We start from the raw sequence: 13,123 nt of genomic DNA, 5'->3' as shown, positions 1-13,123 counted from the left end.
TGACCATTTAATCATCGGCGGGCATAATGTCGACCCAATACTGAAATGAGAGACTGATAATGAGTGGTTTCATGTATTTAATGATGGCAATTGTTGCCGAGGTGGTAGCCACCACAATGCTAAAAGCCTCTGATGGCTTTACCCGTCTGGTGCCCTCTGTTGTGGTTGTGATTGGTTATGGTATTGCTTTCTGGGGGTTATCACAGGTGGTGAAAACCATGCCATTGGGTATTGCTTATGCTATTTGGTCAGGATTGGGAATTGTATTAGTGTCCGTCGCGGCCACTTTTATGTACCAGCAGAAATTAGACTGGGCAGCCATTGCCGGTATGACATTGATTATCGCCGGTGTGTTGGTGATTAACCTGCTGTCGAAGACGCCAATGCATTAGAGATATACCCGGCATACTGCAAGCTGCATAGTGGTTGGCTACTTTCCGCGTTATCGCCACAGGGTTACGATAACGCGGAAGGGGATAACTGTAATTTTATACTCGTCATACAGTGCTTGCAGTACAACAATTTAATGTCCAACTGCTATTTAATATCCAACTGATGTATCCCCTCGACGGCCAATAATGTTTCATATACCTGATCCAGATTTTTTCTTGGTGGTAAGGTGACTTCCATCGTGAGTTCACATTCATGTTCACCTTTCTCAGGTTTGTGAGTAACGGACAGATTAATAGGATGTAATTTTAATTTTTGCATCGCAATCAAAATACGTGGCACGCTGTCCGCGAGTAGCTTAATAGAAACAAAATGGTGTTGACCAATAAATCGGTTACTTAACTGGCGGAAGATCTCCAGCACCACTAATGTCACCATGGTACCGTAAATACCAATCTCATATAGACCACTACCAATCACCAGACCAATCGCGGCGGTGACCCACATCCCGGCGGCGGTGGTAAGCCCTTTGACCATCTGTTTTTGAATCATGATGGTCCCGGCACCGAGGAAGCCCATGCCACTGACGACCTGTGCCGCGACGCGGCTAGGGTCAAAACTGACGTGTTCTAATGTCAGCAAATCCTCAAAACCATATTTTGAAACAATCATAAACATGGCACTCCCAATACCCACCAGGATATGGGTTCTTAACCCGGCATCTTTAGCACGCAGCTGACGTTCCAGCCCAATCAATCCTCCCAAAGCACCCGCTAAAGTAATTCGTAGTAGTAAATCAGTAATCATAATTATTCCCGTTTTATTTTGTACAAACTGTAGGTGTTTGATTCTTTACTATGATTAATATGGTTTGCTTATTTTTTTCCAACCCTTAGCGCCAGAATAGCGCAATAATTCGATAGTCTGTTTTGATCTGGGCTAAATTAAATTAGCGCACTCTGCTTATTTATGTTGTGTTTTAATTATAACAGTTATTATATGAGCCTATTATAGCGCGATATATTTCTCATGCCGGAGCATAAAGAATGAATGCATTATCTTGGTTTGTGGGCGGAGCTGTGTTCTTTCTAGCCGCTTGTAGTAGCAATGACCCAACAGATACAGCATCAACCTCTCGATTTTTAAACAATAACGATACTGCTGAGCCAGTACAACAAGCCACCAGTGCCAATGTTCATAATCTCAATATGGCGAATCCTGCGTCCGTCAATTGTGCCAATGCAGGCGGTGTATTGACCATTGCCAAGCAACTTAATGGGAGTAGCGTAGGCATGTGTCAATTGCCGGATGGTAAACGCTGTGAAGAGTGGGCATTAATGCGCGGCGCTTGTCCGGCTCGCTGATATACCCTCTATCTTTCAAGTCGCAGATGCGTTGGCCGCGCTCAATTACCCGAATCACTTATAAAATCTAAGTCAGCTTATCGGGATGAATGAGCCTCATCCTTGAGACTCACCCTGCGGCTTTCTGGATATATTAGGCAGAAACAATATTCGGGCAAGGTTCGCCCTTTTTCAGTTGCGCAATATTCTGCATGGTGGTGTTAGAAATACTGGTCAGCGCTTCTTCTGTCAGGAATGCCTGATGCCCGGTAAACAACACATTATGGCAAGAAGACAGACGGCGGAAGACATCATCCTGAATCACGTCATTGGATTTGTCTTCAAAGAACAGATCGCGTTCATTTTCATACACGTCCATGCCGAGTGAACCGATTTTCTGCTGTTTCAGTGCATCGATTGCCGCGGTAGAGTCAATCAGGCCCCCACGGCTGGTGTTTATGATCATCACGCCATCTTTCATTTTTTCAAATGATTGTTTATTGAGCAAATGATGGTTTTCCGGCGACATCGGGCAGTGCAGCGAAATAACATCGGATTTAGCATATAAGGAATCGAGATCAACATATTCAGCCCCCAAATCCAGCGCCGCCTGGCTTGGGTAAGGGTCATAGGCTAGCAAGCGCATACCAAAGCCTTTCAAGATACGCATGGTCGCAACACCAATTTTGCCGGTGCCGATGATCCCCGCGGTACGGCCATGCATATTGAAGCCAATCAGGCCTTCCAGCGAGAAGTTGGCATCACGGGTGCGTTGATAAGCACGATGGATACGGCGGTTAAGGCTCATCATCATACCGACAGTATGTTCAGCGACGGCTTCAGGTGAATAGGCCGGAACGCGAACCACCGGAATCCCCAGCTCTTTCGCTGCATTTAAATCCACATTATTAAAGCCGGCACAGCGTAATGCCAAAATCTCAACGCCGACTTCTTTTAATTCTGTCAATGTTTCGCGACAAGCATCATCGTTGACGAAAATACAAACCGCATCACAGCCAGCCGCCATTTTTGCGGTTTTTGGGCTTAACAGAAAATCGAAAAACTCTAATTCAAAGCCAAAATCTTTGTTGACCAATTCGAGGTATTTACGGTCATACTGTTTGGTACTGTAAACGGCTAATTTCATCATGATATCTCCGCTAAAATATTGTGATCAATCTAACAGATTTGAATAAATCATACAATTTGCCACAATAATAAGTTAAATGCGGCGCTTGTAAGTTTCTGATGCCAGTGAGGTAAGGTTTTTCTTCCCATTTTCAATGGCAGCAGTTCTGCGTGTGAGTCACCAGAGCATAGTTCGTTATTATGGTATCGTGCAGCAGTTTAGTTGCAGTGATTTTAGTGGTAGAGATTCAAGTACATCGGATGTCGGGTTAGTGATTACACAAGGTAAGTCATGACTAAATGCGCAAAAACAGTGGGTTGGTTGCTATTAATCAGCGCAATTTTCCTGGTGGTTTTATGGAAAACGCTACCGCAGTGGTTACCGAAAATCGCACAATTTTGGTTGCCAGCGGGTAGCCAACTGGTTTTAACCCATCCCCCAGTTTGGCATGATGGCGCATTGCGTCTGCCACTACTGCGCTACCGGGTACAAGATTGCACCTTGGCCAATATTGACCAGTTAAGTGTCGGTTATCAGCAGGGGCGTTGGCAGTTAGCGGCTAATACCGTTGCTGTGGATACCGCATGTCTGAGCAAGTTACCGAGCAGCGACGAGGGTGCGCCGCAAAATTTGGCTGACTGGCAGCAACAACTGTCAAAGCTTGATCTGAATATCGGCAATTTGCAGATTACGCCGTGGCAGCAATACGCAGGTAAACTGACCTTAACCTCGCAAAAACTCAGCCAAGAGTTGCGTTATCAGGGCCAGCAATTGAGTTTCGCTGCGACACTGGATGCGCAGCAGAAACTTAGCTTACATCAATTCTCTATTGCTGTTCCCGGCACCCCGCAACCTTTCGAACTGAGCGGTAAAATTAAAATCCCACTGTCGCTGGATGATTGGCCAGAACAAGGTGCGCTCGACGGCGTATTGACGACAGGCTATCTGTCTAAACCGTTATTATTGAATTTGAGTTGGCAACAGCAAGAGGGCGTTTTAACCCTGACAGAGCGCGGTGATGACTCTCCGCTCGCACGGCTACCGTGGCGCGTTTCCGCGAACAAAATTCAAATAGCTAACGGCCAGTGGCAATGGCCCTACCAGCTGCAACCCTTGAGTGGCGGCATTAATCTGACGCTGTTTGACTGGGATCAGGGGTTGGATCAAACCTCGATTGAGGCGCGCATTAATGTCATCACCTCGGGGAAAAGTGGTAAAGGCAATGCTGTCCTGACGCTGGGGCCTGGCAATCTAAGCATGATAAACAGTGACTTAAAATTCCAGCTCAGTGGTCAAGCTAATCTGGAACGAATGGTATTGAATGCCACCATCCCCGGCTTACTTAGCGGTTCAATATTGAACCCAACCTGGGTACTGCATCCCGGTGCTTTGTTGCGTGCTCATGGTAATGTGACACCGGAGTTACGTATCAGAGATGCGCGTTGGCCTTTGGCGGGGGTTAAGGTGACGGCTGCTGGAGTGACGGGGCGGCTACAGGCCATTGTGGACGCGCAGGACAGTTATTGGGGTGATTTTAATCTGCATTTGGATGGGCAGGCGCAAGAGTTTTGGCCCGATAAAGGCAATTGGCAGTGGCGATATTGGGGTAATGGTCAGTTGCCGCCGCTGGCTGCGCGTTGGGATATGGGCGGCAGGGGAAGTTGGCAGGGGACGTTGATCACTGTCGATAAACTCTCGACCGGCTTTGATCGGCTGAAGTATGGGGTGGTTTCAGTCGAGGCACCACGGCTGACTTTAGCCAAGCCTCTGACCTGGCAGCGCGATAATCATCACCCCGCTTTTATTGCCGGTTTTGAACTGGGCGCTAAAAAAGTCGCGTTTAGTGACGGTGGCGGTTATCTCCCTCCTGCCGTGCTTTCACTGCAACTGAATGGACGCGAGCCGGACAGTTTTTTGTGGCAGGGTAAGTTACAGGCGCAGGCTATCGGGCCAATTGCATTGCGTGGCCGTTGGGATGGCGAGCGTTTACGGGGTGAGGGCTGGTGGCCAAAACAATCGCTGACAGTATTCCAACCGCTTATTTCAGAAGAGTTGGGTATCAAACTGCGTGATGGTGAGCTGTATGCTCAGGCCGCTTTTTCTGCTGCTCGCGAACAAGGTTTTACTGCCGGGGGGCATTGGGTTGTCAATAATGGCGGCATGTGGCTGAAAGACGGTGAACTCAGCGGATTGGATTTTGTCATGTCTTATCGCTTAGAAAATCATCACTGGCTGTTGGGGCCGAAAGAGCCTGTTATGTTACGTATTGCCTCAATAACCAATTTGTTTGAAATGCAGAATATCACCGCTGATTTGCAGGGGACTTTTCCCTATTCAGAGAAAGCCCCATTGACCTTAAGTCATGTAGGCATGGATATTCTGAAAGGACATTTAAGTTTGTCGGCTTTGCGCTTACCCCAACATGATGCGGCGGTGCTGAAATTAAAATCGATTGATTTAAGTGAATTATTTACCGTGCTCAAACCCAAGCAATTGGCTATGTCGGGTAAAGTGAACGGCGAATTACCGCTTTATCTCAATAACCCACAGTGGTTGGTGCGCAATGGTTGGATAGCAAATGACGGCACAGTGACATTGCGCCTGGATCCTGATTTGGCTAATTCTATCGGTGATAGCAATTTGGTTGCTGGTGCGGCGATTGACTGGTTGCGCTATATGGAGATTTACCAATCTTATGCCACCGTCAGTTTGGATAATCTGGGCCAATTAACGCTGCGTTCAAAGATCCATGGTGTTAATACGCAGAAAAACGCAAAACGAGAGATAGTGTTGAATTATCAGCATGAGGAAAATGTATTCCAACTCTGGCGCAGCCTTCGTTTTGGTGACAATTTACAAGAGTGGTTACAACAAACACTTTCGTTACGACCAACAGAATCTATACCGGTGAGGGCTAAGGAATGAAGATCTTGACATGGGAACCTGTGGCAATCCTGCTGGGCATTTTTATGCTGAGTGGCTGTTTGCGCCTTGAAGTAGCAACCCCGGAAAAACCGATCACGATTAATATGAATGTCAAGATTGAGCATGAAATCCAGATCAGAGTTGATAAAGATGTGGAAAATCTGCTTAAAAATCAATCCAATTTATTTTAAGGGGCCATTATGAAAAAGCTAACGTTCAGCTGGATTGGCTCACCACAGCAGTTAGTCCGCGTGATATTGGGCTGCATAATATTAAGCGGCAGTTTAGTATTTAGCTCAGGGGCATTTGCGCTGACATTAGAGCAAGCTAAACAGCAAGGCCGGGTGGGCGAAACTCTCAGTGGCTATCTGGCTCCGGTGAAAAAAGATGCTGAAACACTGGCGCTGGTGGAGCAAATTAACATCGCCAGAGCAGAGAAATATCAGGAAGTGGCGCAAAAAAACCATATTTCAACCGAGGATGTTGCCAAGCTGGCGGGGCAAAAGTTGGTTAACCGTGCGGCGGCGGGGGAATATGTGCGCGGCATAAACGGCCAGTGGATGCAGCGCTGAGCATCGTTATCCTACCACGCAATTGATAAAAAACGCCCGCCACGAGATGGGCGTTTTTTATGGTAAATAGTCTTACTTTTTCTCAATAAAACAACAGATTAGCGCTCTGCCTGCAAATTCGCTGCAACAGGGGGCGTATTGATGCTGTTTAGCGACTCTTTGCGGTAATAGGTATCCACATGGCCTGGTTGTTCGACTTTGACAATTAAAGTCAACACCGCTGCAATCAGGTACAACGCGGTATAAACCCACACCACGCCGACAATATCGAAGAAAGGTAATACCAGCGAGGCGATGGCTGGCGCAACAAAATTACTCAAACCGGCAGACAGGTTATAAATCGAAATAGCTGCACCTTTGTGTTCTGGCTCCAATACCGGGAACACTGCGGTCATCGGGACAAACGCCGCTACCGTTATTCCTAACATCACCGCCGGGATAAGTGCTGCCCAGAAGTTATGGCCGAAATGCACCGGAATATAGTAAAACGCCAGGCTGGAGATCGCGCAGCCGATGCAGCCAAACCAACGCACCTGCCGCATCCAACCAATTTTTTCGCCCAAAATCCCCCACATAATGTTAGTGAAAATGGTCACGAAGAAGAACACAGCCCAGATTTGCAGCCATTCAGACATGGTAAAGCCGAGTCTGCCAACAAACAGCAGCGGCATGATCACGGCAAATCCGAACAAGGATAGCGTGTTAATAATGCGGATCAGACAGGACAAGAAAATATTCTTGTTGGTAAAGAGAATGGTCACCGCCCGCGACAACTCTTTGATTTTTTCTTTATTGGACAGCGCCGCCTTCGGGCTGGCGGTACCGACATTACGAAGCAGTATCAGGGCCATCATGCCACCGACTGTGACCCACACAATGGCAAACCACAAAGTGCCAGTTTCACCTATCATCGGAATGGTGAAGCTCGGCAAATAGCTGCCCACCACACCAATGCCCACCGAGTACATTGCCCAGAACCAGCCCATCGCCGAAGAGAGTTGCTGTTTAGGGACGTTTTGCACAATCAGCATGACAAATGAATAGATAAATAACGGGTAGGCCAGGCCACGGATCCCGTAGAACACCAACATTAATGGGTAGCTTTTCATCCCCAGGCCAAACAGCATAAACAAGCAATGCATCACCACCCACAGGATAAAACCTATGCGCATAGCGCGTTGTGGCGTGATAATTTCCGCCACCACACCTGAACTCCAGGCGGCAATGGCAGCCGCTAACCCATAGAGGGTAAAAACAAAGGCCGATTGCGCCGGTGAAAAACCCATATCGGTAATATGCTTAGATAAGAAGGCCATTTCAAAGCCATCGCCGCTCATAAATATGGCAATAGCAATATAGCCCCAGAATAAATTCATCGGCAAGCCAAACCAATGAGTCGATTTTTTTTGCATAGTCGTTTCCTTGGGCGTTTGAGCGCCGGCTGCTTATTTGTAGGGACAGCAAATGAAAGGGCGATGTGCTCACCCGGGCGTATGTGTGTTTTGGTTTTTTATCGTGCTAGCGTTTGGCGCAACTGGCGTTGCTGTTGGTAAAGTAATCGGTAGCGCTCAAGGCGGGCGAATAAGGCATCTTGCCGGTTCATATCCGGAATAAAACGCTGGTCAATTTGCGGCTTGGCACACACCAATTGCTCATCACCGCCGCCAGCCAGCCAGCCTAAACGCGCTGCACCTAACGCGCCGCCAGCCTCTCCGCCACTGTGGGTCACAATCGGTAAATTGAGCGTATCGGCCATCAATTGCCCCCACCAGACACTGCGCGCACCGCCACCAATCAGAGATGCCTGGGTGAGTTGAGTGCCCGCCTGTTTCAATACCGCCAAACCATCAGCAATACCAAAAGTGACACCTTCCAGCACCGCATAACCCAATGCCGCGCGATCAGTAGCATGTGTCATGCCGTGAAAAGCGCCGGTTGCCAGCGGATCGTTATGAGGGGTACGTTCGCCGGAAAGATACGGCAGAAAAATAGGGGCCAGCCGTTGTTCCGCCCGACTGAGTTGAGCCACTTCGGATAACAAGGTTGTTTCATTGGTACCCAGCAGTTGGCATAACCAGCGCAGCGCACTGGCAGCGGTGAGCATCACACTCATCTGGTGCCAACGATGCGGCAAGGCATGGCAAAAAGCATGTACCGCCGATTGTGGGTTAGGGCGATAGCAATCATTAACGGCGAACAACACGCCGGATGTACCTAAAGAGATAAATCCATCACCGGGATTAATGGCTCCAATCCCAACGGCACTGGCGGCATTATCGCCACCACCACCGGCAATCACCACCTTATCGGGCAACCCCCATTCGCGGGCAATATCCGTTTTCAGATAGCCGCTGGGCTGATTGCCTTCAATCAGCCGTGGCATCATATCGCGCGATAAGCCACAAGCGGCCAGCAGGGAGTCTGACCAATCCCGTTTTGCCACATCCAGCCACAGTGTTCCGGCGGAGTCAGACATATCGCTGACCTTATCGCCACTCATCATCCAGCGCAGATAATCTTTCGGCAGCAGCACGGTGGCCAGTTGTGAGAAGATTTCTGGCTCGTGGCGAGCCACCCACAGTAATTTTGGCGCAGTGAAACCCGGCATCGCCAAATTCCCGGCAATCTGATGCAATTGCGGGGCATTGCGCGTTAGCTCCTCGCACTCGTCGGCACAGCGCGCGTCATTCCACAAAATTGCCGGACGCAAAATATGGTCTTCACGGTTGAGCAACACCGCACCGTGCATTTGCCCCGACAGGCCGATAGCAAGGATCTCACCCCAACGTTGCGGTATTTTATGACGCAGGCGGCCAATCACGCGTTGTGTCGCCTGCCACCAGTCAGTCGGATTTTGTTCTGACCACAGCGGATGTGGGCGTTGCACGGTGAGCGGCTCACCTTCGCTTGCCAGGATCTGCCCATGATCATCAATCACCACGGCTTTAATTTCTGATGTGCCTAAATCAAGTCCAAGATACATAGCCATTCCTTGTCGCTGATTAACGGTTAGCCATCACCCAGGCATTAACTCGGTCAATGGATTGTCGTAATAACTGTTCAAACTGGCTGTCACTGGCCAGTGCGCCAAACAGTTTGTTATCGCGGGCAAACAGACCCACAGGATCAGTCGACTGGAACATGGCATGAACGGCAGAGACATCTAACATGCCATCCTGATATTCATATGGCAGGGTGCCTTGGTGCCAACTCTCCATAAAGACAAAGAACAGGGCGGGCAGCATGGCGGTGGCAGCGGGTACACAACCTCGTTGGTAGCACTCCATCAATGTCGGTGTGATAAAACCTGGGATTTTGGAGAAACCGTCGGCGGCGACGCGTTGATTGGTGTCGCGGATAAACGGATTACTGAAACGATCTAAAACCACATCACGATAATTCGCTAAATCCAATGGGCTAGGCGATAGCGATGGGATGACATCTTGGGTCACATAGTCATAGGCCATCTGGCGAATAGCGTCTGTTTGAGTACTTTCGTGAATGTAACGCTGACCGATCAAAGTACCAGCCCAGGCGATGCAACTGTGGCTGGCATTGAGGATACGAATCTTTGCTTCTTCATATGGCAGCACAGATTCGACCATTTCTACTCCCACATTTTCCAGCGCTGGCCGCCCGGCAATAAAGTCATCTTCAATAACCCACTGAATAAATGACTCACCCATGACAGGTGCCTGGTCGGCAAAACCAGTTTGTTGCAGCACGCGCGGGGCGATATCGTCAGATGGGCGAGGCGTAATACGATCAACCATGGTATTTGGGCTGCGAGTTTGATCGGTTGCCCAACTGAGCAAACTTTGCTGATCGCGCAATGCCAGAAACTGCAACAGGCAGTGGCGGAAACGCTCGCCGTTATGGCGCAAATTATCGCAGTTCAGCAAAGTTACCGGGCCGCTGTGTAGTTGTTGGCGTTGCAGCAAAACCCGGCTGATTGCACCATAAATTGTCCGGCAATCCCCGTTGAGATCGGCCTGAATATCGGCGTTATCCTGTTGCAGGTTAAACTGATTATCCAGATAGTAGCCGCCTTCGGTCACGGTAAAGGAGATAACGCGAGTTTCCGCCTTACTGCCTTGCTCAACCAAATTGTGCAGTTCTTTATCCCACGGAATGATTTTGCGTAGCGAGGTGATCTTTTCATATTGGCGCTCACCGGCAGGTGTGACAGTTTCCAGCATGTATTCGCCATGCTGTGCCGCTAAAGTTGTCAGCAAAGGGGTTGCATCATCGCGAATATTCGCCAGCGCAATAGACCAGCGATTATCACCCGCAGCCCGTAAACGATGCAGGTACCAGGCCTGATGAGCGCGGTGAAAAGATCCCGCACCAATATGTAGCCACACAGCAGGGGTTGAGTTCAGTTCAATATTCATCATGTTCTCCGCAATCTCAGTCAGCATTAAGATAATTCTTGGGCACAAGCCCTTTGGTTGGGCATTTGCTCTAATGGCGTTAGGTTAGTGTAACTTTTGCCCTTAAGTTGGGCTTTAGCTCACATAAACGTTAGCTGAGATAAAAATCTGCCAAACAACGGCGTAAAATGTTTAACATTGCTTCTTCACCACTAGCGCGTAGAAAACCCATGCATAAGAGTGACAAAAAATTGGATCAAGCGGCCAGAGCGGCCTGGATGTATTACGTAGCGGGTCAAACACAGCATGAAATTGCTGAAGCGCTCGGGGTTTCTCGCCAGGTAGCTCAGCGATTGGTGGCCTGTGCCATAGATAACGGGCTGGTGAGTGTCAGCATCGCCCATCCGGTGGGGCGCTGTATGGCGCTGGCGGATCAACTGCAAAAGCACTACGGATTGCATCAATGCCAGGTAGTGCCAAGCCAAGGTATGGACAGTGCGGGTGTGCAACGGGCTATCGCCGTGGCGGGGGCAGAGGTGATGGCGCAGTTTCTGCGACAAGAGCAACCACTGGTGATTGGTGTGGGGTCAGGGCGCAGCTTAAAAGCGGCTATTGATGAACTGCCGGATTTTGAACGCCCTCAGCACAGCTGCGTTTCCCTGATTGGGGCAATAGCTGCTGATGGTTCTTGTACCCGCTATGATGTGCCGTTATGGATGGCGGAGAAAACCCAAGGTCGCTATTTTATTTTGCCCGCGCCGCTTTTTGCGGATAGCGCCGCAGATCGTGACCTGTGGTGTAATCATCGGATTTACCGTACGGTGACCGAGAAGGCGGCTCAAGCTGATGTGACTTTTATTGGCATTGGTTCAATGGGTTATCATTGCCCGCTGCACAAAGATGGTTTTATTTCACAGCATGATGTAGCGCAACTGACGGCATCCAATGTGGTGGCCGAAATGTTAGGCAACTTCATCGATATTGATGGTCAGCGAGTGAGCTATGAGCTGGATCAGCGTTTAACCAGTGCCAGCCTGCGTATCCGGCCTGAAAAACCGGTTATTGCTATTGCGGGTGGTGTAGAGAAACATCAAGCTATCAAAGCCGTTCTTAGGGGGCATTGGGTGAATGGTTTGGTGACGGATGAAGAGAGCGCTATCGCGCTGCTGGCATAGGTAGCAGGCGATAAAAGGTAGCAGACAATAAAAAAACGCGCCCAAGGGCGCGTAATGATTCAATAACACTACTGGGTAAAACGAGGGTAATACAAGGTCATTCAGTCATGCATCAACAGAGACACCTGCCGATGCATGAAAGTCATTCATTAAGCGCTAACAACCTGAGTCAGTAATTCTTTGGCATCAGCTTGCGCTTTGGTCGCGACTTCAGGACCATAAGCAATACCTTCTGCGAACACGAACTCGACATCGGTAATCCCGATAAAGCCCAGGAACAGACGCAGGTAAGGCACAACCAGATCAGTTGGGGTGTCTTTATGGATACCACCACGGCTGGTCAAAATAATGGCACGTTTACCGGTAATCAGGCCTTCAGGCCCTTTTTCGGTGTAACGGAAAGTCACGCCAGCACGTGCAATCAGATCAAAGTAGTTCTTCAACTGAGTTGGGATATTAAAGTTGTACATTGGAGCTGCCATGACGATCACGTCATTAGCCTGCAACTCAGCAATCAATTCATCAGACAGCGCCAGTGCTTCTTGTTGACGCGGTGTCAGCTCAGCATCTGAAGGGCGTAACGCGCCCACTAATTCGCCATCTAATACTGGAATCGGCTGAGCTGCCAGGTCACGCACGGTGATTTCATCGCCAGCATGAGCCGCTTTCCATTGTTCAACAAAAAAGTCAGCCAATTGGTTAGATTGTGAATAGGTTGCCAGAATGCTTGATTTCAGAACCAGAACTTTGCTCATCGTAATTCCTTAACAGGTAACAGAGACTTAGGCGGTACGCCCTTTCAATGAGATACACTTTATTCAACTTTTTCTATCAGTGATAGCGTAATATTTTGCGTTCTTTGTTCGATTTTATTGAATGATGATAATCAGATAGCTCAGTATCCGCCGGTTACAGCACCAACCCTGGCTGTGTTACCCTATATGACAAGGGTATATATAATTAAAAACTATGGATTACTCGTAGAGGATTAGCCGATCGAAAATTGACATCAATTAATAAAAAACAATGGCTAATCAAATTCATAGCATGAAATCATTGAGCTGACACCTTGAGTCTCAGCCGCATCGCAACAAGGAATATTGAACGTGAAATCTTCGCTCGCAGCATTATCCTCCCAACTCGGTGAGTTGATGCTCCGTGACCAACAGCGTATGCGGCGTCGGCTGCAAGGCGCACGAAAAGTCCATAATCCCGA

General features: G+C 48.8%; 12 protein-coding genes. 6 read left to right on the top strand and 6 right to left on the bottom strand.

Going from position 1 to position 13,123, the window contains the following annotated elements; genetic code table 11:
- The first annotated feature begins 59 nt into the window (after positions 1-59).
- On the top strand, positions 60-392 hold the full coding sequence (locus ACNSO8_RS08195; protein ID WP_019079370.1) for a DMT family transporter: 333 nt from the start codon (positions 60-62) through the stop codon (positions 390-392).
- 145 nt (positions 393-537) lie between these two features.
- On the opposite strand, the gene ACNSO8_RS08190 is transcribed toward ACNSO8_RS08195, so the two are convergent.
- Entirely contained in the window at positions 538-1,197 is a 660-nt protein-coding gene (locus ACNSO8_RS08190) for an MgtC/SapB family protein (RefSeq protein WP_005169602.1), read from the bottom strand.
- Positions 1,198-1,436: 239 nt separating this feature from the next.
- On the opposite strand from ACNSO8_RS08190, the gene ACNSO8_RS08185 reads away from it, so the two are divergent.
- Complete coding sequence (locus ACNSO8_RS08185; RefSeq protein ID WP_046050947.1) at positions 1,437-1,754, top strand: DUF333 domain-containing protein; 318 nt, start codon at positions 1,437-1,439, stop codon at positions 1,752-1,754.
- 133 nt (positions 1,755-1,887) lie between these two features.
- Here ACNSO8_RS08185 and ACNSO8_RS08180 read toward each other — a convergent pair whose 3' ends face one another.
- Positions 1,888-2,880 (bottom strand): 2-hydroxyacid dehydrogenase, encoded by a 993-nt coding sequence (locus ACNSO8_RS08180; protein WP_046695693.1) that lies wholly within the window; start codon positions 2,878-2,880, stop codon positions 1,888-1,890.
- 273 nt (positions 2,881-3,153) lie between these two features.
- Here ACNSO8_RS08180 and ACNSO8_RS08175 point away from each other — a divergent pair, with 273 nt between their 5' ends.
- From ACNSO8_RS08175 to ACNSO8_RS08165, 3 genes are read left to right on the top strand one after another with little or no spacing between them, the layout of a single operon-like run.
- Positions 3,154-5,787 (top strand): YdbH family protein, encoded by a 2,634-nt coding sequence (locus ACNSO8_RS08175; RefSeq protein WP_408577073.1) that lies wholly within the window; start codon positions 3,154-3,156, stop codon positions 5,785-5,787.
- Positions 5,784-5,978 (top strand): YnbE family lipoprotein, encoded by a 195-nt coding sequence (locus ACNSO8_RS08170; RefSeq protein WP_005160956.1) that lies wholly within the window; start codon positions 5,784-5,786, stop codon positions 5,976-5,978. The genes ACNSO8_RS08175 and ACNSO8_RS08170 overlap by 4 nt, the downstream gene beginning before the upstream one ends.
- A gap of 9 nt (positions 5,979-5,987) precedes the next feature.
- Complete coding sequence (locus ACNSO8_RS08165) at positions 5,988-6,359, top strand: YdbL family protein (RefSeq protein ID WP_019079376.1); 372 nt, start codon at positions 5,988-5,990, stop codon at positions 6,357-6,359.
- A 98-nt stretch (positions 6,360-6,457) separates the two neighbouring features.
- Here ACNSO8_RS08165 and ACNSO8_RS08160 read toward each other — a convergent pair whose 3' ends face one another.
- From ACNSO8_RS08160 to dalD, 3 genes are all read right to left on the bottom strand, one after another.
- Complete coding sequence (locus tag ACNSO8_RS08160) at positions 6,458-7,771, bottom strand: MFS transporter (protein WP_019079377.1); 1,314 nt, start codon at positions 7,769-7,771, stop codon at positions 6,458-6,460.
- A 98-nt stretch (positions 7,772-7,869) separates the two neighbouring features.
- Complete coding sequence (gene xylB / locus ACNSO8_RS08155; RefSeq protein ID WP_057630943.1) at positions 7,870-9,342, bottom strand: xylulokinase; 1,473 nt, start codon at positions 9,340-9,342, stop codon at positions 7,870-7,872.
- Between the two features lie 19 nt (positions 9,343-9,361).
- Positions 9,362-10,753, bottom strand: a complete 1,392-nt coding sequence (gene dalD / locus ACNSO8_RS08150) for a D-arabinitol 4-dehydrogenase (RefSeq protein ID WP_050159467.1) — start codon at positions 10,751-10,753, stop codon at positions 9,362-9,364.
- A 209-nt stretch (positions 10,754-10,962) separates the two neighbouring features.
- On the opposite strand from dalD, the gene ACNSO8_RS08145 reads away from it, so the two are divergent.
- Positions 10,963-11,907: a sugar-binding transcriptional regulator gene (locus ACNSO8_RS08145; RefSeq protein WP_050164542.1), complete on the top strand. Its 945-nt coding sequence runs from the start codon at positions 10,963-10,965 to the stop codon at positions 11,905-11,907.
- A gap of 149 nt (positions 11,908-12,056) precedes the next feature.
- Here ACNSO8_RS08145 and azoR read toward each other — a convergent pair whose 3' ends face one another.
- Positions 12,057-12,662: an FMN-dependent NADH-azoreductase gene (gene azoR, locus ACNSO8_RS08140; protein WP_019083088.1), complete on the bottom strand. Its 606-nt coding sequence runs from the start codon at positions 12,660-12,662 to the stop codon at positions 12,057-12,059.
- Positions 12,663-13,123 lie beyond the last annotated feature (461 nt).

The sequence above is a fragment of the Yersinia sp. LJYL362 genome, assembly GCF_048323875.1.
Note: the sequence above shows the minus strand (reverse complement) of the source record. Positions and strands in the feature narration are given on the sequence as shown.